Origin of the sequence: Sphingomonas turrisvirgatae (assembly GCF_001721295.1) — a bacterium.
Taxonomy (GTDB): domain Bacteria; phylum Pseudomonadota; class Alphaproteobacteria; order Sphingomonadales; family Sphingomonadaceae; genus Sphingomonas; species Sphingomonas turrisvirgatae.
The window spans coordinates 52,398-76,361 of sequence record NZ_MDDS01000011.1; the positions used below are offsets into that span (position 1 = coordinate 52,398).

Genomic DNA, 23,964 nt, shown 5'->3' on the forward strand with positions numbered 1-23,964 from the left:
CCATGACCGTGAGCCGAACGGCCGACCACCATTTCAAAGAAGCGAGCAAGATGCCATTTCTTCGCCTGGTGCCGGGTTCGGCGCACGATCTCGCCATGGATCTCGGCACCGTGAATACGGTCGTGTTCGCGCGTGGCCGGGGAATCGTGCTGAGCGAACCGTCGGTGGTCGCAATGGAGACTGTCGGGGGGATGCAGCGTGTCAGGGCGGTCGGCGCCGAAGCCAAGCTGATGCTGGGGAAGACACCGGACAACGTCACCACGGTCCGCCCCATGCGTGGCGGCGTCATCGCCGACATCGACGTCGCCGAACAGATGATCAAGTATTTCATCGACAAGGTTCGCGGTGGTGCCTCGCGCTTCGGCCGCGGTCCGGAGATGGTGATCAGCATTCCGAGCAGCGCCACGCAGGTCGAGCGGCGCGCGATCCGTCAGGCGGCAACCAATGCCGGCGCGCGCAAGGTTTCGCTGATCGAGGAATCGATGGCTGCGGCCATCGGGGCGGGGTTACCAATTGCCGAACCGCGCGGCGCGATGGTCGTTGATATCGGCGGCGGCACGACCGAAGTCGCCATCCTCTCGCTGCGTGGCTTGGCCTATAGCGCTTCGGTCCGCCTCGGCGGTGATCGCATGGACGAGGCGATCGCGTCGGGCATCCGTCGCAAGCACAATCTGCTGATCGGGGAAGCCACTGCCGAGCGCATCAAGGTGGCTATCGGCACCGCACAGTGTCCGATCGCCGGCGACGGAGCGGTGACGAACGTCCGCGGGCGGGATCTCGTCAGGGGAATGCCGGCTGAAGTCGAGGTGAGTCAGCGCGAGATCGCCAACTGGCTTTCGGATCTCACCGCGCAAATCGTAGAGGCCACGCTGACCGCGCTTGAGAAGACCGAACCTGAATTGGCCTCGGACATCCATGATTACGGGATCGTGATGACGGGCGGCGGTAGTCTCCTGGCGCAGCTTGACGACGTGCTTTCGAAAGCAACCGGCTTATCGGTCGTCGTCGCCGACGACGCGCTGATGTGCGTGGCGAACGGAGCGGGCGCAGCGCTTGAGGACCCAAGTTTGGCGGCGTTGTAGCGGCAGGCTGAGCGCAATTTGCAGGGACGTCAGCGTAGCATAGGATTGATTAGACCCGCGTTGCCAGCTCCCACCGGCAACGATCGCCCAACCCGGCGATCGTCGACATCGTAGCGAGGCCAGCGATCACCTCAACCGAGCAAGGCTGCGCCGGCGCATAGATGAAGCGCCAGCACCACCTGCACTCTGTCGCGCCGAGATTAGAAGGTGGGGTGGCCCATGGCAGCGGCTGTCCCGCGCCGGGCGCAGGTTCTCGATCGTCCAAAAACATGCGTGATTCCAGAACCGAACAATTCGGCTGACGCATCAACGCACGCGCCCCGCAAAGGGGCCGACAAGCACAGCGAATAAGGCATCGACCATCCGACACGCTCCTTCGCACCCATCCTGCGTCGCCCAGCCAAACGACCCCTATCATTCAGCCGGCACACTCCCCATCTAGGAGACATCGCGGCACATCGCCTGAGCGCTGCTGTGACTGAGAGATGCTTGTGCTCCCGCTCGGTCGAGGAGCACGCTATGAACACACACAACGTAAGGCCGCCACATGGTGGGTCGCAATCGATGCCGGTCCATGCGGGAACGACGCCCGGACTCGCCCGCGCGGCCCTGACCATCGCGCTGAGGGATGCGACGGCCAGCTTTGCCGATGATCTCTCCCGGGGCACGATCGGCCGGCACCACAACACTTATCAACATCGTACGCGCATCCTCCGTCAAATGGCTGCCGAACTGTCTGGCTCGCGCGCAGACGCCACCGGGTCGGGCACATGACGCCGCGCGACGATCGGGCATCTGCTAAGCAAGGCGCTCATTGGAGAGCAGGCCTGGAAGGCGCGACATGGCGTCGCACCGGCGTGGACTGATACATTTCATTGCCGCGAGTACCGCGACGCCAAGCTCAGCGACGCGATCGTTTAGGCCAAGCGTGTCGCTGCCCGCGGCAATGTAAGGATCCAAGGAGACCAAAAGATGCCGTTGTTCAAGACAATGGGAGCCGGCGGCAATCCGACATGGATTGACGCCGCCGAGATCGTCGCGCTTGAAAGCATGTACAGCGATCGCACGCTGCATGGAGAGGCGGAGAACGCCAAGCTGCTGACACGAGCTTATCTGCGGTCGGGGGCAACGATCGAGCTTGATGCCGAGATAGAGGCGCTCGCTCAACGGATCGGCGTGCCGGGCCTTTAAGTCGCTGAAATGCCCGTCACCGCATTATCGAAGGGATTTGTCATAGAAAATCGAGAGTTGGTCGCTTACGCGCTCATCATGTTGATGGCGATCGCAACGATCGTCTTGGCGCTTTTCATGCGTCATAATTCCCGCGACGAGCAACTTAAGCGCGACGCGCGGCGCGTTCGCGAAGAGCGCGAAGCCAAGCATCTCGATCATTAATCCGGCGCCGGAAAGCGAACAAGCGCTGGGCGTTTTTTTAGCGTTATGGGAAAGCGAAAAGCGTTCAGCGAGCCCAGCAACGTTGCGGCTGAAAAAAGGCGAAGTGATCGTCGATGGCCCCGATGGTGTAGCGGTCTCCCTGACGCCCGAGGCTGCTGTCGAGACTTCGCATCGACTGCTTGAGCGTGACCGCACAAGGGCAGCGAGTAGCGGCGAAGAAGCGCTGACCTGCTTCGTTCAGCGCCTTCGGCAACGGACGCGCGGACGGACAGGAGCGGCATCTTCCATCCGGTTTGTGTCTCAACGGCTGGGCGTTTGGACCCACTCCGCCGGAAATCATGCGTGTATTGCGCCTGCACTTGCTATATGGCGGCGAGGCTGACGTCGCCTGCGACGGATATCGGGCCGCCCAGGCTCTCCCTTTGTCCCTTTCTAGCCTCACGACGCCGGGATGCGACCGCGAGGCGCATGCCTGTCACGCATGGACAAAGGAAACGAATATGATCACCGGAACCGTCAAATTCTTCAATACCGACAAGGGCTACGGCTTCATCTCCCCCGAAGACGGCAGCGGCGACGCCTTCGTGCATATCAGTGCGGTGGAGCGTGCCGGAATGCGAACGCTCGATAAAGATCAGCGCCTGACCTACGACCTCGAGAAGGATAACCGCGGGAAGACTTCCGCCGTGAACCTGCAGGCAGCCTGATGGCTTGCCGGCGCGGGTTCCAATCGATCCCGTGTCGGCATCCATGGCAGTAACCGCCAGACCTGGCCGGTTCGCAGAGACCGATCGTAAGGATCAACAGCATTTCCCAAGCAATTGATGCGACAGCACGCAGCCCTGACGCGGACTCGGGCAATGCTGACGACGGCTGGCCTTGGGGCGTACTGATCGACACAGCCACCATTCCTGGCGGCGGTGGGCGTCTGCATCTGGTTCGTCACGAGGAGGATTATGAAATCCTGTATGGTGACGAACAGTTGATGGGCAGTTGGGCGTTCCGGTCCGAGGAGGCGCTCGCAACGCTCGTGCTGGATCGATTGGGCAGGGTCGCCGACCGGGTGTTGATCGGCGGCCTAGGCATGGGCTTCACCCTCGCCGCGGCGCGTTCCGGATTGCCGGCGAGCTCAGCGATCGTCGTGGCGGAACTCGTGCCGCAAGTCGTCGCCTGGGCACAAGGGCCGCTCGCACACATTGTCGGCAATTCACTGTCCGACCCGCGCGTCAGTGTCGAGCTACGCGACGTTCACGACGTCATTGTCGAGCAGCCGGGGGGATACGATGCGATCCTGCTGGACGTGGATAATGGCCCTGATGGCCTGATCCATGTTTCAAACGAGCGATTGTACAGCGCCTGGGGATTGCGGGCAGCGCGGACCGCCCTGCGCGTCGGCGGCATTCTCGCGATCTGGTCTGCATATCCCGATGACGAATTCGCCGAGCGGCTGCGCGAGGCCGGGTTCGCGGTCGAGGAACTGGTGATCGATAGCGGTGGCCATGCCGACGACCCGCCGCACGTGATATGGCTCTCCAGACGCATAGATTGATGCGCTGCCTGGTCACAGGTCAGGATCGTCCTGCCGGCACCGGCGCCGACAAGTTCGATCCGCGGCTTGGCGACCGTCAGCTTTTCCTGCCATGTGCCGGCCGGCACGGCGATCCGCCAAGGCCGTCCGGCATCCGCAGGCGCGCGCCGTTGATCGCGGCGTGCACACTGGCGTAGCCGTCCTTACCCACACGCGCGTCGACGCGCGGCACGGGCACGGCGGCCGCCGTCACTGCTGCGCCCAGGCCGGCAAGCATCCGGCGGCGCGATCAGCTCATTTCATCAGCCGCCAAACCGTCGACCGAATGGCGTCAGACCACATCGCATAGCCGGCGGGGCCAGGGTGCAGACCGTCGACCATGGCACCGTCCCTCAACTTGCCCTCGCCATCGAGAAACGCCGAAGCGATGTCGAGATAATGGACCGATGTGCCATCAGCCAGCTTGGCGAGTTCTGCGTTGATTTCGCGAATTGCCGCACGCGCCGGCGAGGCGGGATCCGCGCCGCGCGGGAAGACGCCGAGCAAGAGCACCTTCGCCTGCGGCTGGCGCTTGCGAAACTCCGCGACAATCGCGGCATTGCCGGCCGCAATATCGGCATTGGCATTCCGGCCGATGTTGTTGGTGCCCAGCATCAATATGATCAGCTTCGCCTGAAATCCGGCCAACTCGCCGTTGCGCATGCGCCACAGCACATCCTGCGTGGTGTCGCCCGATATGCCGAAGTTGGCAGCTTTAAGCGGCGCGAAGTCGCGCATCCAGACGTCGCGACCACGGCCGGCGCGGCCAAAGAAATCGGTGATCGAATCTCCCACGAACAGCAAGTCGATGTTGCCGCGCCGTGCCACCTCGAGGAAACATTCATGCTTTGGCATTGCCCCCGGGCGGATCGGCAGGGCCTGCGTCGCCGGCGGCAGCGCCGGCCGGGGCTGCGCCTGGCGCGCTCGATAGGCGGCAATCTGCTCGGTCGTGAGCGGCGGTGGAACCGGCGAGGCGCAGGCTGGGACGCTATCGGGAGAGACATGCGGTCCCGGTGCTGTCGCAGGTGTCTGTTGCGCTGCCTGGCCGAAGGCGGACGCCGCCACCGCCACACAGCTTGCGATCGCCACCCAGAAACACAGTCTCATCGGCTGCTTACCCCAAAAATGTGGCGGCCGGGCACACGCCCGACCGCCCGGTCATCAGAAGGTCCCGCGCACGCCGAAGAAGATCTGCCGGCCGCTCGAGGCGTATTGCGTGATGATCTCCGAATCCGCCAGGCTGAAGCGATTGGAGGTCTGGTTGGTGAGGTTGAGCGCTTCCAGCGTCAGCGAGATGCCCGGCATGATCCGATAGCTGAACGAGGCGTCCACGTTAAGCGTCGGCTCACTCCCGGCGAAATCGTTGATCAGCGGAGTCAGGCAGTAGCCCGGCTGGCACGTGCCCGACTGCAGCGGGTAGACGGTATAGTATTTCGCCCGATATGCGCCCGACACGCGCCCCGAAAACTTGGGGGTTTCGTAATAGATCGTCGCGTTGACCGAGTGCGGAGAAGCGCCGAGGAACGGGGCGTCACCCGTCAATTGCGGGCGACCCGCACCGCCGGTGTCGATGATGTAGGTCAGTTTGGAATCGATATAGGTATAGTTGGCCTGCAGGCCGAAGTTCTTGAGGAATCCGGGCAGGAACGAGAGGTTCTGCTGATAGCTGATCTCGATGCCGCGGATATAGCCGCCGGGCGCGTCGCGCGGCTGGCTGAAGCTGAACGGATTGTCCCCGTCGAGATAGGCGCGTTGCGCATCGCCCGCCGGCGTGTTGGCGGTGATGCTGGCACGAAGCGTCTCGACCACGTTCGAGTCGAACAGCTCGCTCAACCGCCCTTCGGCAAGGACACGCTGCGGGAAACTTGCAATATCCTTGTTGAATGCGCCGAACGACAACAAGCCGCCGGGCGCAAAATACCATTCCGCACTGAAGTCGAGATTGGTCGCGCGGAACGGATTGAGGCGGGGATTTCCGCTCGAGATCGAGCCGCCCGTCGTGGCACCGGCAACGCCGGGCACGCTGAAGCTGGTGATGCCGGGCGCCAGCTGGCTGAGCGATGGCCGTGCCATCACCTTGGCCGCACCGAACCGGACGAGCAGATTGCGATCGAGTTCGAATACGGCGTTGAGCGAGGGCAACCAGTCGTCATAGCTGTTGGTGTTGGTGATCGGCGCGCCGGTGGTCGTGAACCCTTCCGCCGTCACTTCGGTATGTGCAAAGCGCAGGCCGACGTTGCCGCGTACCGGGATGCCCAGCAGACTGCGGTCATAGTCATACTGGATGTACCCGCCGGTGTCCTTTTCCTGGATGGCATAGTTCAGACCGAGGTTGTTCGACGAGCCGCCCGCGGTGAGCCGGTAGTCGCCGAACTTGTTGACGCAATTGCAGTCGAAATCGAACACGGCGGCCATCTTGCGATTGTCGGGCGCCCAGAAGCTGGTGGTCGTTCCGGCAGGGACCTTGAGGCCCTGGCCCCAGTTGATCACGCGGCCGGTCGCTGCAACCGTGCTTCCCCCTTCAAGCAAGGTAGGCGACACCGCCTCTTGCGAGGCACGACGCAATTCCTGCGTCTCGAAACCGAATTCGCGGCGCGAGAAGCCGATCTTGATCTGATCGTTGTCGAGCGCGTTCCAGTTGAGGTCGAAACGCCCGTTCTTGAAGTCGTTCCGGGTATGACGCGCCTGGACGCGCAGGACCGAGAAGCCCTTGATCGTGTCCCAGTTGGCCGGATCGGCCGCATTGAAGCCGAAGTCCAGCAGCGGCATGCCGGTCGCGTTGCGCTCGTCATAAATGAAATAGCCGTTGCCGGGCGTCCCCTGACCGCTGTCGAGGCGGATGAGATCGGACAGCAGGCCAAGGCTGTTGTTGACCGATTCGGAATAGCCGACGACGACGGTAAGCTTCAGCCGGTCCGTAACGTCCTGTTCCAGCGTGCCTGACAACTGCTTGAACTTGGTCGTGTAGACATTGCCGTCATTGGCCGAGCGATAGTCGATGTTGCCGAGCTTCAGATAGTCGGCCCATGGCTGGTTCGCATTGCTGTTGTTGACATGCGCTTCTAGCACGCGGGTCGACGGTTTGCCGACCAGTGCATCGATCAACGCGAGCTGATTGGCCGTGGGAATATAGCCGACAGACGCCGGGTTATTATAATAATCAAAGCCGTTGAGATTGTACGGGTTCGTGCTGTTGGCAAAGCCCGGCAGCACTGCGCCGGTCCCTTCCGACCCCTGACAGGCAATCACAACACCACCGGCGCCGCTCGTCGCGCACGAACTGTACAAGGCCGCCGAGCCGGTTGCGGCAGTGTTATAGGCAGCAGTGGTGTTGTTGAAGCGATTGAGCCCGATCGTCGAGATCTGGTAATAATCCGACCGATTCTGGAAGCGCGAATAGACGCCGTCAACGCTGATCAGCGTGCGATCGCTCGGCTGCCACTGGAACGAGGCGGTCAGACCGAGGCGCTCTTGCTCCAGCTCCTGCCGACTGAGCCCTGGCAGCGTCGGCGTGATTACCGTCGATCCGGGCGTCGTCTGGGTCGTCGTGCCATTGGCGAATTGGCGGATCGCGCCGCCATTGGGATAGAGCAGCGCATAGGCGGCGGGATCCGAACCCCGCTGCGCATCACAGGCTGCCTGGCGGGTAATATTGATACCCGGAATGACGCCACCCAGATTGGGCGCGGTCGCCGTCCCGCCATTGCAGACAGCGGTCGAAGGGGCGGCAAAGCCTTCACGTTGGGGAATGCCGGCGACCGGGGAGCCAGCGGTGAGCGTCGGCGTGGCGAAGGGTCGCGAATAGGCATAGTCGTAGGACGCGACCGTTCGGCTGTAGCTGTCGATGGTACGCTCGGACTTGCTCCATGCGCCTGAGACGGTGAGGCCCATCTGGCCGATGCCGGTGTTCCATTTGCCGGACACGAGGCCCGCGAGGCGCGGCGAAACCTTCCCGCCATTTTCGAAATAGGCACCCTGCGCCGACAGGCCGAGGGTCAAGTCCTTCTTGTAGCTCAGCGGCCGGCCGGTGACGAGGTCGACCGTTGCACCGAGCGAGCCTTCATCGACCTCGGCCGATGCCGTCTTGCGAACGGTCAGCGAGTTGAACAGCTCGGACGCAAAGGCATTGAAGTCGAAGCCGCGCGAGCGATTGGGGGTGCTGCCGGAATCGTTGCTGCCCGATGTCGAAAGCGCCTCCAGGCCGTTCAGCCGGACGCGCGTGAAGTCGGGGCCGAGCCCGCGCACGGTAATCGTGCGCCCCTCGCCATTGTCGCGGTCGATTGTGACGCCGGGCAGGCGCTGCAGCGATTCCGCAAGATTGGCATCGGGAAAGTCCGCGATATCCTCGGCATTGATCGTGTCGATGATCTCGTTCGAACGCCGCTTCTGCTCGATCGCGCTTTCCAGCGCCGCGCGATAACCCGACACCACGATCTCGTCCGCAACGGTTTCCCCTTCGGCGGGCGGGCTCGTCGGCGGCGTGGTCTGGGCAAGTGCCGCGCCATGCGCCAGCGTCAACCCGCCCAGGACCAACGCGATGTGCGATGCGCCGCGCAGCAGTTGATCGGGCCTGTTTCGGTTGCTCATCATCTTCCTCCCCTAATTCCAATTCGATTGGTGGCGCGCTGGCCTGTCTTCGTCGCGACGTATCAAGGATGCTGCCTGCGCCAGCCGGCATAGCGATCCAGCACCGTGCGCCCCCAGTCGCCGTACCAGGCGTAACCGCCCCGCCGCTCCTGCTCGACTTCCGCCAGCGCGTGACGGATGATCCCGTCGCGCCCGACGAAGATCGGACGATTGGTGCCGATCTGGTAATAGCGCGCCCAGACCGGTGGCGCGGACGGGTCGCGATGCACGATGCGATCACGCCCGGTATGCTCGACGCGGATCCCGGTGATCGCGACCGCCCGGTACCAGGCGGCACCGGCGTGGATTGCCCGCTTGATGGCGTCGCCAGGCCGTTCAATGCTCATCAGCAGCAGCAGGACGTTGGCGCTTTCCCCACCGCTGATCGCAACCGGCTCGAACTTGCGCGCGCCGCGTGGCTCGAGCGTCTTCTCGTCATATTGCTGTGCCCAGGCGGTCAGCGTGCCGCCGGCCCTGATCTGGGTCTTGAGGATGAAGTCGATCCCGCGGTCGAACGCAGTCTGCGCCGCCCTGCGCCGTTCGGCCGGCAACACCTTGAACTCGGGCCGCGTCGCAACATCGCGGAGCAGCTCGAGCAGGTCGACCATCTCATCGTCGTTGAACGTAGCCTGATGGTCATAGGGCGTGTTGAAGGTCGGCCAGCTGTGCGGAAAGCCGCCGGTCGGATATTGTGCGCCCAGGATATAGCCAAGGCCGCGGTCGATCGCGGGCACGAAACGCGTATCGGACCTTGCAGCCTGCGCGCGAGCCAGGAACCGCATCTCGTTTACCGTCGCCTTGATCAGCGCGGCGCGGCTGCCCCATGGACCGGTGGCGCCGCCCGCTGCGTCCCGGTGTTGGGCGGTCGTGTTCATCAGCGGCCACCCGCCGCTGCCCGGATCCTGCCACGACAGGATATTATCGGCGATCCGTCGCGCCTCGTCACTGGCGAACCAGCCTTGCGGCTTGTCGGCAAGCGCAGGCCACCACGCGCTGGGGCGCAGCAGATTGGCTTTCATCGCGGCATTGCGCGCGACCAGCACCGGGTCGCCGAACTGGCGCGCCATGAAATCGCTCATCGCGGCCAGGTCTTCGGGCAGCAGCTTGTGCCCGCCCTTGTGCGTGAACACCGCAAGATCCGCTTGCGCGCCATAGAGCGCATAGGCCGGGCGCGCCGCCTCTGCCGCAGCGCTCTCGCCCTTCCAGTCCGACCATGTATCCTCGTCGCCATTGACGAGCAGCATCGGCCGCGGCGCGACGAGCGCGAGCAGCATATGCGCGTCGACCGGCAGGTTCGCGACATCGGCGGCATAGCTGAAATAGCGTGGCGCGAACCAATAGTGAAAACGGCTCGGGCTGGCGATGTCGGCGATCGTCTCACCGAAATCGCGCCGGCTGATCGCGGCACCGCTTTCGCCGGAAATTACCGGCATCACCAATGCAAAGCGCGGGTCCTGCGCCGCCGCCCAGAGCGCCGTCTTGCCAAGCCGCGAAGCGCCCGACAGCGCGATCTTTCCACCATCGACGCCGGGGTCGGCCTGAAGCCAGTCGAGGATCCGGCTGAGGCCCCAGCTCCACGCGCCGATGGCGCCCCATTCATCGGGCCGGCGCGGATCGTTCACGCCGCCCAGATGCTTGCGCACGCCAAAGGCTGCGCCACCCGCAAAATCGGGTTCGATATCGCCATAATAGACGTGCGCGACGCCATAGCCCTTTTCCAGAAAGGGCCGCGCATCGAAGCCGGCGAGCAAGGTCGCCTTGCGATCCGGTACGCGCACCTTGTTGCGCACGTCCCAGGCCATGCCCTCGTCGATGCCCGGCTCGTCGAACACCAGCACATTGGGCGAAAAGCCGATGTGGAGCAGCACCGGCACCCGCGTCGTCGCCTTGGCCGGCAGATAGCGCACGACGCGAATCTTCACCGCGTCGGCGCCTCCGCCGAGGACGAGCCGCACTTGGCTGCGCTTCGCCAGTCCGCCAAGACCCACGCCGTCGCGCTCGATTGTTTCCACGCGCGGCCGGGCAGCAACTGACGGGGTGCGCCCGAACTGGTTCGCGGCAAACAGCTCGAGCAGCTCCGGCCGGCGGCGCGATTCCCACACAGCCTTGTCGCGAACTTGGGTGCCGTCTTGCAGGCGCAGCAGCTCGGGCAACACATAGCTCCCGACGCTGGCCTCGTCGACGTTCGGCTTGCGCGCCGGCGTTTGCGCCAGCGCCGTGGTGGCGGCGGCCAAAGCGGCAATCCCGATCAGTATCCTGCCGTGCATGTCGCTCAGGTCCCTGGCTGGCGGTAGGGAATGGTGTCGATGAAGCGGCGTTCCGCCCCACGCGGATCGTTCGCGATCCGGGACACACGGTCGAACAGCATCGTCTCCCGCCGGGCGAGGCTGTAGGTCGGCCAGCGCGGCAGCGCGGCGGTGTTCGGGTCGCCGGTTCGGGCAAAGGCAAGCAGGCTGTCGCTGACCCTGGCGGCAAGCGCATGCGCCTCGGCCCCGCCGCCCGTGATCGCGCTGGCGATCGCGACATTGTCGAACACGAACGGAATGTCGAGAATATGGGGGGCGCGCCACTTGCCGCCCGCGACGGGGCTTGGCCAATCCCACTGATAGACCCAGGTCCGCGTTGCCGCGATCGGCTCGGCCGCGCGCCTGCTCGCTACCAGCAGCTGCGCGCGCCACGAACGGATCACGCTGCTTGCGGCAAAGAAGATATCGCTGGGGCTGTAATCGGGATAAAGCTTGCGCCACAGCGCGACGACGGTTTCGGGCTTCTGCGCTCCGAGATAGGATTTGAGGTGGCGCTCGATCTTGCCCGGCAGCTGTTCCCAGCTGAGCGCGAATGTCTCCGGGTCGCCCGCGCCGATCAGCGTCGTCGTCTCCTCGCGCGTATTGCCCATGACCAGTGGAATCTCGCGGGAGAGCGTGGCGTCGGGCTCGAACGGGTCGCGCGGCAGCGCCGCCCCGTCGACGACGGGACCGTAATAGACGCCGCGCGACGCTGCGATCAGCTGTTCCATGCTGAGCTTGCGCAGACCATCGACATCGCCGCGTGCCAGCCCGGCATTGCGCAACACGACCTCTGCATTTCGGGTCGCCATGTCGCGCGGCGTGCCGGTCGCCTGCTGGCCGCTCATCGTCCACACGCGATGGAACAGGCCGCGCGCCGCGGGCATCGCCATCAGCGTGCAGCATTTGGCGCCGCCGCCCGACTGGCCGAAAATCGTGACATTGCCGGGGTCGCCGCCAAAGGCCGCGATATTGTCGCGCACCCATTCGAGGGCGAGCACGATGTCGAGCATGCCGACATTGCCGCTGCTGCCGTAAGCCGGATCGAATGTGCCCAGGTAAAGATAGCCGAACAGGTTCAGCCGATGATTGAGCGAGACCACCACCACGTCGCCCTTTCGGGCGAGATTGGTACCGTCGTACATGTCGCTGTTGGCGGAATAGTTGATGAAACCGCCGCCGTGGAGCCACACCAGCACCGGCCGTTTGCGACGGCGCGATGCATCGGGCGTCCAGATGTTGAGCTTGAGGCAGTCTTCGCTGACTGGCTCCTCGTCGCGGCGCGGAACGAACCCGCCGCCGCCCGGCGAATTGGGCTGCGGCGCACGGGGGCCGAAACCGGTCGTCTGTCGCACCCCGGACCAGCCGGGTGCTGACACCGGTGGCAGGAAGCGGCGCGCGCGGGTGTCGGCGCCGTAGGGCACGCCCTTGTAAACCTGAATGCCATCGTGCGCGGCACCGACGATCTTGCCGAGCGACGTCTCGACGATCGTGGGAGTATCGGTCCGACGGCCGAGCGCCAGTGTCGGCGATATTCCACCCATGACCGCTGCGCCGGCAAGGAAAACGCGACGCGAAGTCATCGCGCAGCGCCCGATGCCGTCGAGGCAAGATTAAGTATGGGCTGGCCACAGAGAGGAGCCGGCCGGCGCAGGCGTGGAAAGCGAATGCATGAGGATCGCTGGGTGCGCCAAACGTGACCGGTCGCGCCGTCAAGTTGAGCAGTCGATGCTGCCACGGTGAACCCCCTCCCTTGTGGCCGATTCGCTCTACGGCAAGCGGCGAAGACTACCGGTGTCATTTTTACGATCGGCAGTCAATAGGGACTGTCAATTGCTATCCGACACGGTAATATGCGGCCATGGAGGGCAAATGCCAGCAAGATTGAAGGACGGGCAGACTGTCGATCCGGCGCAGCGCGCGCCCGGAACGCGTGGGCCGCATGCCGAGCGATCAGCCTCGATGCGTCAGCGGCTGGTCGAAGCCGCCATCGTTTGCCTCTGCCGCGTCGGTTATGCCGCGACGACCACGCAACTGGTTACGCAGGAAGCTGGCGTCAGCCGCGGCGCGATGCTTCACCATTTCCCCACAAAGCTCGATCTGGTGATCGCGGTCGGCGAACACGCCGCGACGTTCCAGAACCGCTATGTGCGGCGCCGCCTGAACGAGATCGCGCCGGGAATGGACCGGTTCCTGGCGCTCACCCATGCGACCTGGGAGGCCGTGGGCCAGCCGCCCGCGCTTGCGCTGATCGAGATCATGGTCGCCTCGCGCAGCGACCCCGGACTGGCCGAGCGGTTTCCGCCCGTGATCGACGCGCTGGAGTCACGGCAACTTGCCGACGTCTGGGCCATGGCAAGCGAGATCGGGATTCGCGACCGCCAGTCGATCGAGCGAATGGTGCGCCTCCACCGGGCGGCCATGCGCGGGCTCGTGCTCGAACGGGTATTCACGGGCGACATGAATGCAGCCGAGGACAGCATGGAATTGCTTGGCTGGTACAAGCGGCTGTTGACAGGCGCACTGCTGACCAATCCGAGCGTCGCCGACGCCGGGCATCCACAGCCAAGAGATCCCCGCACGGGCACGGACAGGATCGTGGGAGAGTGAACATGACGCGATGGGTCACGGCGGCGATGACCATGCTGCTTTTCGTGCTGGGTGGACCGGGCGGGGCGAGCGCCCAGCCGATGCCGGCCCAGTTTCCGGTGAGCGGTGCGCAGCGCGTCAATCCCGATACGCAGCTCGTGATCGAATTCGCTTCGCCGCCGATGATCGGATCGATGGGACAGGTACGGGTCTTCGACGCGGACACCGGGGCGCTGGTCGATGCGCTGGATCTGTCGATCCCCGCCGGCCCCGATCCCGCGCGCATCCGGCGCGATGGCGGGCGCGATACCACCGTCTATCAGCGCAAGACGATCGGCGGCGTGCCGGGGTTTCACTTTCACCCGGTGATCGTTCGTGGCAATCGCGCGACGATCCATCTGCACCAGCCTCTCGCCTACGGACGGCGCTATCGGGTAGAGGTCGACCCCGGGGTGCTGACGGTGCCGGACGGCTCCTTTGACGGCATCAAGGGGTCCGGCTGGACATTCGCGACACGCGCTGCCCCGCCGCCTGCGGGTCGCACCCGCTATGTCGTCGCGTCCGACGGTCGTGGCGACTTCAATACGGTACAGGGCGCGCTCGACTTCGTCCCGGCCGTGCCACGGCGTCCCGTGACCATCTTCATCCGCAACGGCAATTACGAGGAGATCGTGTTCGCCCGGCGCAAGTCGAACCTGATCCTGCGCGGCGAAAGCCGCGACGGCGTCGTGGTCGGCTATGGCAACAACAGCGCCTTCAATCCGCCCGAAGCGGGCGTCCCGAACCGCCGCCCGGCCTTTTCCATCGCCGACTCGACCGACATCCAGCTGTCGACCTTTACCATCAACAACTATTATATCGGGCAGGCCGAGGCGCTGCTGATCACGGGCGCGCGCAACATCCTCGATCGCATGACGCTCAACGGCTCGGGCGACGCGCTTCAATTGCGCGGGCCGACCTATCTGACCGGCCTCAAGCTGACCGGGCATGGCGACACGATCCTGAGCGTCGGGCCGGCGTTCTTCGACCAATGCGAGATCCGATCGATCGGGCCGTTCAACTGGGTGCGCAATCCGGCCACCAACCATGGCCATGTGTTCAGGCAATGCACCTTCATCGGCATCGACGAGCCACTCCCCTGGACGCGGCGGCCGGACGGGTCGGGGCAGAAGGTGCGGCAAGTCATCGCCCGCCTGCCGGATAACAAGGGGATCAACTATCCCCATGCCGAGATCGTGCTGATCAACACCCGCATGGACGGCATTGCGCCGGAAGGATGGGGGCCGGTGCAGGAAGACGGGGCGACCTTCAGCCGCGCCAACGTCCGCTTCTGGGAATTCGGATCGACCGACCTTGAGGGCCGCCCGATCGACATGTCGAAACGGCATGAGATCGTTCGCGAGCTCAAGCTGCCGCAGGACGCGAAGAGCATTGCCGACTACAGCAACCCGGCGTTCGTGCTGGGCGGCTGGTCGCCCAAGGTTCGCTGAAGGCCGACAGGACGCGACATCCGTTCATGCCCGCGCTCGCGGCGTCCTCGTCATCGCAACCGGGCGCCGCCCCAGGTGATCGGCACGATGACGCGGGCCGAGCCGATCACCGAAGGGTATCGCCACGCACCTCATCCACCCGCCCGTCGCCGGCCGAGCGGCAGAGGCAATGCGCCGTTCACGCGCCAGTTCGCGACAATCCTGAAGCGCCAGTGGTTTGCGTCGTGCACCGTGTGGGTGCGGGCGTTGCGCCAATGCCGATCCAGGGCGCGGCCCCGCTCGGTCGAGGATGCCCCCAACAAGGCGAACAATTCGCTTGAAATCGCGATTGAGATTTCTTCCGCCAGACCCTTGATGCCGGATGCGGCGACGAGTGCCTCTCCAGTGTTGCGCGCGTCCAGTCCGGCCTGCACGGCGACGTCGAGTTTGTCCGCCGCTGCCGACAGCCCGGCTTCAAGGGCAGCGAGCCTCGCAGCGAAACGGCCGACATCCGCAAGGACATACGGATCCTCAGTTCCGTTCGTAACTGCGGCACCGTGCCTTGGCCGCGTGCGTCCGCGCAACTCGCGCACCAAATCCCCGAAGGCGTCGCGCGCGATGCCGACATCGATGGCCGCGTGCATCAGAGTCAGGAATGCGTGGTTCAGCCCGGGCTTACTCAGGCTGCGCCACTGCTCCACCACGAGATCCGGCGTCACCGCCACGTCGCGCAGATGGACGGTGCCTGAAAAGGTTACGCGCTGTCCGATGGGATCCCAGTCTGTAAGCACTTCGACGCCCTCGGCATCGCGCGGCACATAGACGAATACCGAGCGATCCTCGGGATCGAGCGCCGCGACCGGGATCCAGTTCGCGGTCAGGGCGCCGGTGCAATAGTATTTGGTGCCGTTCAGGCGATAGCCGTCACCTGCCTGTCTCAGTGCGGTGGCAATGTGCATCGTCGATGCAGTTCCGCGCTCGGCCTGGGCGTTCCCGAATCGGGCGCCGCGCAGGACCTCCGCGAAGAAGAACGCCTGCTGCTCGGGCGTCCCTGCCTCGCGCAACACGTTGACGCAGACGAAATGGTTCTGCGGTATCTGGCCGATCGCGGGATCGGCAGCGGAGAGGATCCGAAAGACCTCGGCGACCGTGGCGAAGCTCACGTCCGCGCCGCCATGACTTGCCGGCACGGTGATCGCCAGGAGGCCCGATCGGGACAGCGCCTCCATTTCGGCCTTTGGGACAAGCTGGTCCCGGTCGCGGGCGATCGCGCCGTCCGCCAGCAGCGCCGCAAGCTCATGCGCTGCGGCGATCGCCTCCACATTCGAACGAAGTTGCCGTGCCCGCACGTTCTTCGGCTTTCGCATCGATGCCGCTCCGCTCATGAGAATTCCTCGCGCGCCAGCGCACGGCGGCCGATCGTTTCGAAATCGAGATGCAGATCCTCGTCTTCATCGCTGAAGGCATGGCTGAGCGTGGCCGGAAAGCCCGAAATGAGTTCGATTCGCAGCGCGGCGGTCAACACACGCCGCACCTCACCCGCCGGAAGCGCGTCGATCGCGCGCAGCCATGCGTCGAACCGGCCGACCTTAAGCAGGCTACCCGGATCGTCGTTGCGGCCGCGCGTGCGGAGCCCGTCGACCGCCTGGGTGAGCAGCGCATCCAGCGCCACGATCTCTTGGGTCATATGACGTGCGGCGCCTGCACGACGTTGCGCACATAGGCCGCTCGTTCGCGCAGTCGCCGATAATAGGCCTCGACTGCGGGCAAGGCCGGGCGCTCGATCGGCAACTGGAACCAGCGGTTCAGGATCATGCCCAACGGAATGTCGCCGATCGTCAAAGTGTCGCCGCCGACATATCGGCGTTCGCCGATCCACGGCGCGAACCTGCGCAGAACTTCGTCCGCCTTGGCGACATGCGCGTCGATTTCGGCTTCGGTGTAAGGCTCCCAGCCCATAACGACCTTCGAGAAAATCGGGTTGATTGCAGCCTTTGCGGTGCCATCCGCCCATTCCATCCAGCGATCGGAGGATGCGCGTTCGCGCAGATCGCTGGGCCAGAGTGTCCCGTCGCCATGGGTCGCCGCGAGATAGCGCACGATCGCGTTGGATTCCCAAAGGATGAAGCCGTCCGGTGTCTCTAACGTCGGGACCAGGCCATTTGGATTTTTGGCCAGATATTCGGGCGTATCGACGATCCCGAACGTGCGGCCGGCGTCTATCTGTTCATGCGCGACGCCCAACTCGTCGAGCGTCCAGTAAACCTTCTGCGCGCTGGACGATGCGCGTCGGGCCCAGATGCGGATCGTCACGTCTTCAATCTCCGGATTATCAGGCATCCGCGATCCCGAGGTCGGCGAGCAGCGCCTGTTTCAGCGGCAGCAAGCTGGGATCGGTGCGGTGGCGTGGGCGCGGCAGGGTTACGTGATGCTCGGCGGCGATCCTGGCGTCGCGCGTCACTAGGATGCGGTCGGACAGAAGGATTGCCTCCTCCACATCGTGCGTCACGAGAAGCGCAGCAAAGCCATGGTCGCGCTGGAGGCGTGCGATCAGGTTCTGCATGCGGATGCGAGTGAGTGCATCGAGCGCGCCGAAGGGTTCGTCGAGCAACAGCAGGCGCGGCTCGGCGAGCAGCGCGCGGGCGAAGGAGACACGCTGCGCCTCGCCCCCCGACAACGTGGCGGGCCAGTCGTCGATCCGGTCCTCAAGCCCGACCTCGGCGAGGACGCGGCGTGCGCCGTCCCGGCGCTGGAGCGGCTCTCCGCGCAGCCCCAGCGTGACGTTGCGCCACACGTTGCGCCACGGCACCAGTCGCGCGTCCTGAAAGACGAGATTGAGCGAGGGGTCGCGACGGATGGTGCCTTCGCTGGGAGTATCGAGGCCACCGACCAGCCGCAGCAGCGTGGATTTGCCGCAGCCGCTCTTGCCGATGATCGAAACGAACTCTCCTGCCCCGACCGTCAGCTCGACCCCGTCGAGCACCGATCGCTCGCCGAAGCGCCGGCGGAGCGATCGCACTTCGACCACGGGCGCCTCATCGCTGGCCGCGCGGGGCCGCGGGAAAGCGACGACCGCGCTCATCGTGCACGCTCGCTGGCGTGCCAGGCGATCGTCCGCCGCTCGATCAGGCGCACACCGACATCAATGAGGATGCCAACCAGCGCATAGAGAACGAGGCAGGCCACGATCGTCGAGATTTGTGAGAATAAGCGCGCCTGCATCGTGACGAAGCCGATGCCCGAATGCGCGTTGAACTGTTCGGCGACGATCAGCGACAGCCAGGCTCCGGCGAGCGCGAACCGCACGCCGATCAGCAAGCCCGGCAGCGCGCCGGGCAGGGTAATGTCGCGAAGCGTCTGCCAGCGATCGAGCTTCTGGATCGCCGCGAGTTCGCTCAAGCGCGGATCGATGCCGCGGATTGCCTTGTAGAGATTGATGTAGATCGGGAAGAAGCTGGCCAGCGCGATCAACGCGATCTTTGGCTGTTCGCCGATACCGAACCAGATCAGCAGCAACGGTATCAACGCAAAGTGCGGAAGCACGCGGAACGCCTGGAGCGTCGCATCGAGCACAGTCTCGGCGCGCACCGAAAGCCCGACGAGGGTACCGAAGAACACGCCTAGACTACCGCCGATCAGGAACCCGACAGCCGCCCGCGCCAGCGAAGTGCCGAGCGACGGCCAGAGCAGGTTGCGCTCGTCGAGCGTGGCCAGCGCTTCGACGACGCCGGCGGGCGAGCTGGCATAATTATCGGGAAGGATGCCTGATGAGACCGCTGCCTGCCACGCAAGAACAAGGACCACAGGCACGCCCACCCGGATGATCGTGTCGCTACGCACGCTCATGGGGTCAGCACCTTGTCGAATTCGCCGCTGACGCTTTGGGCGGCCTCGATCCGGCCGGGGATCAGCCCTTGCGCGGCAAAGGCATCGGCGATCTGCTGATTGTAGGTGCCCACCGCCCCGTCACCGACCGGCACCAGCTTCTTGGGCAGCACGTTCAAAAGCGCCCGGCCGACATCGGGCGTGACGCCCAGGTCCTTGACCGCAACGTCGATGAAGCGATCAGGATTTTGCGCAGTCCAGCGGATATGCTGCGAGAGCGCGCGCAGGAAGCCCTCGATCAGTTCGGGCCGCTTGGCGATCGTGCTGTCCTTCGCGACGTAATAAAGCGCGGAGTTGGTCAGGCCCCGATTGTTGAAGAGCACTCGTGCCCCGTTCGACACGGCGATCTGCGTGGTCGGCGCGGTCATCACCAGCGCATCGATGTCGCCGCTGAACAATGCGCTCAGGCCATCGGAGCCGCCGAGCGAAACCGGCGCGATGTCGCCTTGCTTCAATCCCGCCCTGTCGAGCGCTCGAAGCAGCAGCCAATGCGAGTTCGTGCCGGCGATGAAGGACACCTTGCGCCCCTTCAGGTCCGCGATGTTCCTCAAGGGCGCATCATCTCGCACCAGCATCGATGTGAGCGCCGCCGGCTCGGTCGAGCCGACCACCTTGACCTTGTGTCCGGCGCTCTGCGCAAAGATCGGCTGCACTTCGCCAGTCTCTCCGACGTCGATGCCGTCCGCCATGATTGCCTCAAGCACGTCGTTGCCGCTCTCGAACGGGAAGAGCTTGATGTTCCCCTGTTCGATCGCCGCGCTATCGATACCCAGGTCGACGATCGGCCCCTGCGTTCTGAGATAGCCCACGCGGGCCTGCGTCGTGTGCACGGACTGGCCCCGGCAAGCACCGAGCGCGAACAGCGCGACGGAGGAAACGAGCATTTCTCGACGGTTGAGATGGATCATGGCTTCCAGCTCCCATGTTGCCGATGGATCAGAAGGCCTTGGTGACACCGAGTGTGACGTTCGCACCCTGCGCCTGATAATAGGCGGCGCTGTCGACGCCCCTGGCGTCGTAGACGGGCAAGACGAATGCGGCGTAGCGGCTGTCCGTCACGTTCTTGGCGTCCAGGAAGATCTGCCAGCCCTTGTCCTTGCTCGACCAGCCGGCTCGCAGATCGAGTGTCTGATACGGCCTCGCCCAGATCGAGTTGCTGTAGTCGGCGGCATAGCGGCCGAGCAGAAGCTCGGTTCCGGCACCGACGAAGAAGCCCGACTTGTGCTCTATCTGGAAGCTGCCCTGATACAGCGCGCGAGGCACGCCCGGCAGTTGGCTGGATCCGAAGCTCGGCTCGTTACGATAGTGGAAATCGTTGAACGAGAACGCCTGCTGGGTATTCAGCTTGAAGGTGCCGTTGTCCCACAGCACGCCCTCGATCCCCGCTTCAATGCCTTGGTGAATGGTGGGCGACTTGGCGTTGGTCGCGATGACCACTGCCGGGTTGGCCCCCACGGCCGGCGAAACCTGGACGTTGAGCAGTTCGCGCTGCACCAAGGTGCGGTAGGCGGCCAGGCTCCAGTGCAATCCGCCGATCTTGCCGCGCACGCCGGCTTCGACCGTGTCCTGCACCTGCTCGCGTATATCGGCATTATAAGTGTAAAGGCCGCCGGTCAGTTGCGGCAGGGCGTGCGCAATCGGCGCTTCGACCGAGCGACTGTAGTTGGCGAAGAGCTGGATTTCGCCGCTGTCGTACCGCACGCCGAGACGCGGCGCCCAGTTGAAATGGCGCTGGTCGATGAAGTCGCGTACCGGCACCGTGATGTGGCTGGAGCGAGTCTGCTTGATCGCGGCGAGCGCAGTCGTAACCCACAGGCGATCGGCGACTTCCAGATCGTTCTTGATCAGAAAGGTCGCATCGACGCCCTTGAACGACGCATATTGGCGCAGCGTGCTGTAGTCGGCAGAGAATTTCCGATCGATCGAACCCGGCAGCAGTGCAGTGTACAGGACCGCGATTTCAGTCTTTGCGCGCACGCCGAACAGATCGTGATCGGCGATGTAGCGGGCCGAAAGGCCGATATCCTGGATGTCCCACCAATCGGGAATCGCGATGCGGACGTTGCGGACTTCATAGTCCTTGAACACAGCGCCCAGCTTGAGCTGCTGGCCATTGCCCAGGTTCCAGTCGAGCGTCGATCCGATCAGAACCGATCCCGGGGCTTGGCGATCGCCGACCGTCGTGTTGTTCGCACGCGGATCGTTATAGAGCTGCGCGAGCGTTATTCCGGACGCCATCTTCGTGTCCTGCTCGGCATAGATTGCATAGGTGCGCAGCTGCAGCGAAGGCGTGATCCGCACCCCGACATCGCCGACGATGCGCTTGCTTTCCGACGCGCTGTGCCGGCGGAAGCCATTCATTTTGAAGCGGGTGGCCGAGACATAATAGTCGACTGGGCCAAGCACGTTGCCGGAACTGATCTGCTGGCGGTTGTAGCCGAACGAGCCGCCCTCCGCGCGCAGCAGCAGCCCGGCGGCATTGGTGCCGTTATGCGGCACATAGTTGATCGCGCCACCCTGCGTGGTCGGTGAATAATCGAACGAATTGGCGCCGCGATAGACTTCCATATGGTTGTTAGCGAGCGGCTCGAAAAATTCGTAGGGGCTGCCTTCCGCGGTGGTCATCGGCAGACCGTCGAGCAGCATCTGGATGCCCGTGCCCCAGGTGAACGGGTTGCGGATGATGCCCGAGCCGCGCATCGACAGGCGGGTCGCTTCGCCACCGGAGGCGGTCTGTGCGACAACGCCCGGCTGATAGCGCAGCGCGTCTCCGACATTGCCCGCGCGCCCGGTCTCTACCTGGTCGGCGGAGATGATCGATGCGTTGCCGGCAATCGTTTCCACATTGCTGATGATATTGCGGCCGCGAACGATAATTTCGCCATCATCTGCGTCTGGCGATTCCGCCTCCAGCACGACGCCCTGTGCGTGCGTGGCGAGCGGCCAAACCAACGCGGTTGCCGATGCTGCGGCGAGGAATTTCAAGACCACTCTTAAACCCTTTGGTATTCAGTAGCTTATGCAGGATCGCTGGTTCGGCGATCACTGATTTCCGCCACCAGCACATCGGGGCAGATCTATATCCTACTAAGTTGATAGGAGTGGAAACCTTTGCTTTTCGATGCGCTAGATTTCCAATCATTCCGCTGCGCTGCGTGATCGGTAACCCTTACGCCCACGGGCGCGCCGCAGGGGTTGGCCCGGTGCTATTCCGGAGATCCGCAGGTCAGTGCCCCGTCAGATGATCTTGAACCTCAACCCCATGCCGGGCGGCTTCTCGAATGGAGGCTGGCGCACGGGGGAGCGCGACCCCCTGCATTATTCGAGCATCGCGCATTTCGCCGAGATTGCGCAGATTGCCGAACGCGGGAAATTCGACGGCTATTTCCTCGCCGACTTCGCGTCGTGGAATTCAGAAGGGGTGAACCGTCCGCCGCGATTCCTGGATCCTGTGGTGGTGCTTTCTTACCTCGCAGCGGTAACCAGCCACATCGGCCTGATCGCGACGGCATCGACGAGCTATAACACGCCCTACAACACCGCGCGCCGGCTCATGTCGCTCGACCATGTCAGCAACGGGCGGTTCGGCTGGAATGTGGTGGTGACTGCGGGCGACGATGCCGCGCGCAATTTCTCGCTCGATGCCGCGTTGCCCAAGGAAGAGCGCTATGCTCGCGCGCAGGAATTCGTCGATGTCGTCCTCGATCTTTGGGCGAGCTGGGAACCCGACGCCATACGCGCGGATGCCGAAAACGGGGTTTATACCGACGCGGCAAAAATCCATCCGATCAACCACAAGGGCGAGCACTTCCGCGTGGCCGGTCCGCTCGTCATCTCCCGGAGCCCGCAGGATCACCCCGTGTTGGTTCAGGCCGGAGGGTCGCCAATGGGGACGAAGCTGGCTGCGCGCTACGCCAACGCCGTGTTCACCGTTCAGAACAATATCGAGATCTCACGGCGCTATCGCGAGGAACTACGCGCGGCTGTGGCCGCTGAGAAGCGTGCCCCCGATACGGTGAAGTTGCTGCCCGGCGTGGTCACGATCATCGGCCGCACGCAGGAGGAAGCCGAAGCCCGTGCGGCATATCTCAACGACCGTATCCCGATCGATGTGCGTCTGAACAGCCTGGCGCACTGGCTGCTGCTGCCACGTGAGGCGCTCGGCACGGATCTCGATCAGGAGCTTCCCTGGCACCTGATCCCGGCCGATGCCGTGGACGGGCACGACCATCGCGCCACGATGCTCAAGACCGCGCGCGATCAACGCCTGACGCTTCGCCAACTGACCAGCCAGTCTTCCGCCACCCACCTCGCCTTGACCGGGTGTGCTGAGCAGGTTGCCGACACGCTGGAGCTTTGGTTCAGGAGCGGCGCGGCGGACGGATTTAACATCATGCCGGCCGAATTGCCGAAGGGCATTACAGACTTCGTCGATCTCGTTGTGCCCATCCTGCAGAAGCGCGGTATCTATAAGACGGAGTATCGCGACACGACGCTGCGCGATCGTTACCTGGACAGTTGATCGAACGCCGGTGACGATTTGCGAGCGTTTGAGAATGGTCTTCTGACCCCTAGGTTTTCAAAAAACATCCGACCGTCACGGGGCCAGCGAGCGACCATCGCAATAATGCTGAGGATGATGTCAGCGTTGCGCCGCTCGTCCCCCAAACCTGCCGGTGGGGTTCGAACGAAAAGCCATGGCCCGGCCCGGCAGGACGCGTATGCGGCGGCGTCACCTCCAGCGTGGCGACATCGATGCCGATCGCCGGCGTAACGAAGATTTGGTCGCCGTGCACCTCCAGCGGATCCAGCGCCTGCATCGTCCGCCCAGGAACAAAGATAGCGCGTGCTCGGGCTATTGCGCCTTGCAAGCTTGAGCTTCGGCCGCATGCGCCGCCAGCCACACGCCATGCGCCACCGCGACGGCCCGGGTGGCGAGCTGACGTGACCCCCGCCTTTCATCCAGCGGCAACCAGAGACCGACCGGTGTTGTCGCGCATGAGCGCAGGTGAAGCAACGGGCGGGGTTAACCCCGCCCGTTGCTGTTCAAGTTCGGCGGCGAACGC

Annotated in this window: 23 protein-coding genes; 9 read left to right on the forward strand and 14 right to left on the reverse strand. The window is 64.2% G+C overall.

The annotated features are described in order from the left end of the window. Positions 1–50: 50 nt before the first annotated feature. From BFL28_RS04805 to BFL28_RS20675, 4 genes are all read left to right on the forward strand, one after another. Complete coding sequence (locus BFL28_RS04805; protein WP_069319498.1) at positions 51–1,082, forward strand: rod shape-determining protein; 1,032 nt, start codon at positions 51–53, stop codon at positions 1,080–1,082. A 519-nt stretch (positions 1,083–1,601) separates the two neighbouring features. Beyond that, the gene (locus BFL28_RS04810; protein ID WP_131818598.1) at positions 1,602–1,856 is read left to right on the forward strand and encodes a hypothetical protein; all 255 of its coding nucleotides are present in this window, start codon (positions 1,602–1,604) and stop codon (positions 1,854–1,856) included. Between the two features lie 198 nt (positions 1,857–2,054). Beyond that, a complete protein-coding gene (locus tag BFL28_RS04815) occupies positions 2,055–2,273 on the forward strand; it encodes a hypothetical protein (RefSeq protein ID WP_069319469.1) in 219 nt (72 codons plus the stop codon). A 9-nt stretch (positions 2,274–2,282) separates the two neighbouring features. Continuing rightward, entirely contained in the window at positions 2,283–2,477 is a 195-nt protein-coding gene (locus BFL28_RS20675) for a hypothetical protein (RefSeq protein ID WP_131818599.1), read from the forward strand. Between the two features lie 64 nt (positions 2,478–2,541). Here the strand turns inward: BFL28_RS20675 and BFL28_RS20680 are convergent, their stop codons facing one another. Next, positions 2,542–2,730: a hypothetical protein gene (locus BFL28_RS20680; RefSeq protein ID WP_131818600.1), complete on the reverse strand. Its 189-nt coding sequence runs from the start codon at positions 2,728–2,730 to the stop codon at positions 2,542–2,544. Between the two features lie 247 nt (positions 2,731–2,977). Between BFL28_RS20680 and BFL28_RS04820 the strand changes: the two genes are divergently transcribed. Further along, entirely contained in the window at positions 2,978–3,184 is a 207-nt protein-coding gene (locus tag BFL28_RS04820) for a cold-shock protein (protein ID WP_069319470.1), read from the forward strand. A gap of 278 nt (positions 3,185–3,462) precedes the next feature. Beyond that, positions 3,463–4,026, forward strand: a complete 564-nt coding sequence (locus tag BFL28_RS04825) for a spermidine synthase family protein (RefSeq protein WP_241527219.1) — start codon at positions 3,463–3,465, stop codon at positions 4,024–4,026. A 76-nt stretch (positions 4,027–4,102) separates the two neighbouring features. Here BFL28_RS04825 and BFL28_RS04830 read toward each other — a convergent pair whose 3' ends face one another. From BFL28_RS04830 to BFL28_RS04850, 5 genes are all read right to left on the reverse strand, one after another. After that, a complete protein-coding gene (locus BFL28_RS04830) occupies positions 4,103–4,282 on the reverse strand; it encodes a hypothetical protein (protein WP_069319472.1) in 180 nt (59 codons plus the stop codon). A 17-nt stretch (positions 4,283–4,299) separates the two neighbouring features. Continuing rightward, the gene (locus BFL28_RS21290; protein WP_206599079.1) at positions 4,300–5,151 is read right to left on the reverse strand and encodes a GDSL-type esterase/lipase family protein; all 852 of its coding nucleotides are present in this window, start codon (positions 5,149–5,151) and stop codon (positions 4,300–4,302) included. A 54-nt stretch (positions 5,152–5,205) separates the two neighbouring features. Next, on the reverse strand, positions 5,206–8,631 hold the full coding sequence (locus BFL28_RS04840) for a TonB-dependent receptor (protein WP_069319500.1): 3,426 nt from the start codon (positions 8,629–8,631) through the stop codon (positions 5,206–5,208). Positions 8,632–8,693: 62 nt separating this feature from the next. Continuing rightward, positions 8,694–10,937, reverse strand: coding sequence for a pectate lyase (gene pelA / locus BFL28_RS04845; protein WP_069319473.1), 2,244 nt, complete (start codon positions 10,935–10,937; stop codon positions 8,694–8,696). Between the two features lie 5 nt (positions 10,938–10,942). After that, entirely contained in the window at positions 10,943–12,538 is a 1,596-nt protein-coding gene (locus BFL28_RS04850) for a carboxylesterase/lipase family protein (RefSeq protein ID WP_069319474.1), read from the reverse strand. 289 nt (positions 12,539–12,827) lie between these two features. Between BFL28_RS04850 and BFL28_RS04855 the strand changes: the two genes are divergently transcribed. Continuing rightward, positions 12,828–13,565 (forward strand): TetR/AcrR family transcriptional regulator, encoded by a 738-nt coding sequence (locus tag BFL28_RS04855; protein WP_079246937.1) that lies wholly within the window; start codon positions 12,828–12,830, stop codon positions 13,563–13,565. A 2-nt stretch (positions 13,566–13,567) separates the two neighbouring features. Beyond that, positions 13,568–15,034, forward strand: coding sequence for a pectinesterase family protein (locus BFL28_RS04860; protein ID WP_069319476.1), 1,467 nt, complete (start codon positions 13,568–13,570; stop codon positions 15,032–15,034). Between the two features lie 131 nt (positions 15,035–15,165). Here BFL28_RS04860 and BFL28_RS04865 read toward each other — a convergent pair whose 3' ends face one another. From BFL28_RS04865 to BFL28_RS04895, 7 genes are read right to left on the reverse strand one after another with little or no spacing between them, the layout of a single operon-like run. Then, positions 15,166–16,380 carry an SfnB family sulfur acquisition oxidoreductase gene (locus BFL28_RS04865; protein ID WP_079246940.1) on the reverse strand — a complete coding sequence of 405 codons (1,215 nt, stop codon included), beginning with the start codon at positions 16,378–16,380 and terminating at the stop codon, positions 15,166–15,168. Positions 16,381–16,394: 14 nt separating this feature from the next. Continuing rightward, positions 16,395–16,700, reverse strand: coding sequence for a hypothetical protein (locus BFL28_RS04870; protein WP_069319478.1), 306 nt, complete (start codon positions 16,698–16,700; stop codon positions 16,395–16,397). Continuing rightward, positions 16,697–17,353 carry a glutathione S-transferase family protein gene (locus BFL28_RS04875; protein WP_069319479.1) on the reverse strand — a complete coding sequence of 219 codons (657 nt, stop codon included), beginning with the start codon at positions 17,351–17,353 and terminating at the stop codon, positions 16,697–16,699. Before BFL28_RS04875 ends, BFL28_RS04870 begins: the two co-directional genes overlap by 4 nt. Then, on the reverse strand, positions 17,346–18,095 hold the full coding sequence (locus BFL28_RS04880; protein WP_069319480.1) for an ABC transporter ATP-binding protein: 750 nt from the start codon (positions 18,093–18,095) through the stop codon (positions 17,346–17,348). Before BFL28_RS04880 ends, BFL28_RS04875 begins: the two co-directional genes overlap by 8 nt. Continuing rightward, positions 18,092–18,859 (reverse strand): ABC transporter permease, encoded by a 768-nt coding sequence (locus BFL28_RS04885; protein WP_069319481.1) that lies wholly within the window; start codon positions 18,857–18,859, stop codon positions 18,092–18,094. Before BFL28_RS04885 ends, BFL28_RS04880 begins: the two co-directional genes overlap by 4 nt. Next, a complete protein-coding gene (locus BFL28_RS04890; RefSeq protein WP_173655680.1) occupies positions 18,856–19,782 on the reverse strand; it encodes an aliphatic sulfonate ABC transporter substrate-binding protein in 927 nt (308 codons plus the stop codon). The genes BFL28_RS04885 and BFL28_RS04890 overlap by 4 nt, the downstream gene beginning before the upstream one ends. Positions 19,783–19,834: 52 nt before the next feature. Next, on the reverse strand, positions 19,835–21,889 hold the full coding sequence (locus tag BFL28_RS04895; RefSeq protein WP_069319483.1) for a TonB-dependent receptor family protein: 2,055 nt from the start codon (positions 21,887–21,889) through the stop codon (positions 19,835–19,837). A gap of 250 nt (positions 21,890–22,139) precedes the next feature. Between BFL28_RS04895 and BFL28_RS04900 the strand changes: the two genes are divergently transcribed. Further along, positions 22,140–23,420, forward strand: coding sequence for an LLM class flavin-dependent oxidoreductase (locus tag BFL28_RS04900; RefSeq protein WP_119184543.1), 1,281 nt, complete (start codon positions 22,140–22,142; stop codon positions 23,418–23,420). A 49-nt stretch (positions 23,421–23,469) separates the two neighbouring features. Here the strand turns inward: BFL28_RS04900 and BFL28_RS04905 are convergent, their stop codons facing one another. After that, positions 23,470–23,718 carry a hypothetical protein gene (locus BFL28_RS04905; RefSeq protein WP_069319485.1) on the reverse strand — a complete coding sequence of 83 codons (249 nt, stop codon included), beginning with the start codon at positions 23,716–23,718 and terminating at the stop codon, positions 23,470–23,472. Between the last annotated feature and the right edge of the window lie 246 nt (positions 23,719–23,964).

What these genes read in the sequence shown, in the direction of transcription:
- BFL28_RS04805 (WP_069319498.1), top strand. Translation starts at nt 51, where the DNA reads ATGCCATTTCTTCGCCTGGTGCCGGGTTCGGCGCACGATCTCGCCATG.
- BFL28_RS04810 (WP_131818598.1), top strand. Translation starts at nt 1,602, where the DNA reads ATGAACACACACAACGTAAGGCCGCCACATGGTGGGTCGCAATCGATG.
- BFL28_RS04815 (WP_069319469.1), top strand. Translation starts at nt 2,055, where the DNA reads ATGCCGTTGTTCAAGACAATGGGAGCCGGCGGCAATCCGACATGGATT.
- BFL28_RS20675 (WP_131818599.1), top strand. Translation starts at nt 2,283, where the DNA reads ATGCCCGTCACCGCATTATCGAAGGGATTTGTCATAGAAAATCGAGAG.
- BFL28_RS04820 (WP_069319470.1), top strand. Translation starts at nt 2,978, where the DNA reads ATGATCACCGGAACCGTCAAATTCTTCAATACCGACAAGGGCTACGGC.
- BFL28_RS04825 (WP_241527219.1), top strand. Translation starts at nt 3,463, where the DNA reads ATGGGCAGTTGGGCGTTCCGGTCCGAGGAGGCGCTCGCAACGCTCGTG.
- BFL28_RS04830 (WP_069319472.1), bottom strand. Translation starts at nt 4,282, where the DNA reads ATGCTTGCCGGCCTGGGCGCAGCAGTGACGGCGGCCGCCGTGCCCGTG.
- BFL28_RS21290 (WP_206599079.1), bottom strand. Translation starts at nt 5,151, where the DNA reads ATGAGACTGTGTTTCTGGGTGGCGATCGCAAGCTGTGTGGCGGTGGCG.
- BFL28_RS04840 (WP_069319500.1), bottom strand. Translation starts at nt 8,631, where the DNA reads ATGAGCAACCGAAACAGGCCCGATCAACTGCTGCGCGGCGCATCGCAC.
- pelA (WP_069319473.1), bottom strand. Translation starts at nt 10,937, where the DNA reads ATGCACGGCAGGATACTGATCGGGATTGCCGCTTTGGCCGCCGCCACC.
- BFL28_RS04850 (WP_069319474.1), bottom strand. Translation starts at nt 12,538, where the DNA reads ATGACTTCGCGTCGCGTTTTCCTTGCCGGCGCAGCGGTCATGGGTGGA.
- BFL28_RS04855 (WP_079246937.1), top strand. Translation starts at nt 12,828, where the DNA reads ATGCCAGCAAGATTGAAGGACGGGCAGACTGTCGATCCGGCGCAGCGC.
- BFL28_RS04860 (WP_069319476.1), top strand. Translation starts at nt 13,568, where the DNA reads ATGACGCGATGGGTCACGGCGGCGATGACCATGCTGCTTTTCGTGCTG.
- BFL28_RS04865 (WP_079246940.1), bottom strand. Translation starts at nt 16,380, where the DNA reads ATGCGAAAGCCGAAGAACGTGCGGGCACGGCAACTTCGTTCGAATGTG.
- BFL28_RS04870 (WP_069319478.1), bottom strand. Translation starts at nt 16,700, where the DNA reads ATGACCCAAGAGATCGTGGCGCTGGATGCGCTGCTCACCCAGGCGGTC.
- BFL28_RS04875 (WP_069319479.1), bottom strand. Translation starts at nt 17,353, where the DNA reads ATGCCTGATAATCCGGAGATTGAAGACGTGACGATCCGCATCTGGGCC.
- BFL28_RS04880 (WP_069319480.1), bottom strand. Translation starts at nt 18,095, where the DNA reads ATGAGCGCGGTCGTCGCTTTCCCGCGGCCCCGCGCGGCCAGCGATGAG.
- BFL28_RS04885 (WP_069319481.1), bottom strand. Translation starts at nt 18,859, where the DNA reads ATGAGCGTGCGTAGCGACACGATCATCCGGGTGGGCGTGCCTGTGGTC.
- BFL28_RS04890 (WP_173655680.1), bottom strand. Translation starts at nt 19,782, where the DNA reads ATGCTCGTTTCCTCCGTCGCGCTGTTCGCGCTCGGTGCTTGCCGGGGC.
- BFL28_RS04900 (WP_119184543.1), top strand. Translation starts at nt 22,140, where the DNA reads ATGATCTTGAACCTCAACCCCATGCCGGGCGGCTTCTCGAATGGAGGC.
- BFL28_RS04905 (WP_069319485.1), bottom strand. Translation starts at nt 23,718, where the DNA reads ATGCAGGCGCTGGATCCGCTGGAGGTGCACGGCGACCAAATCTTCGTT.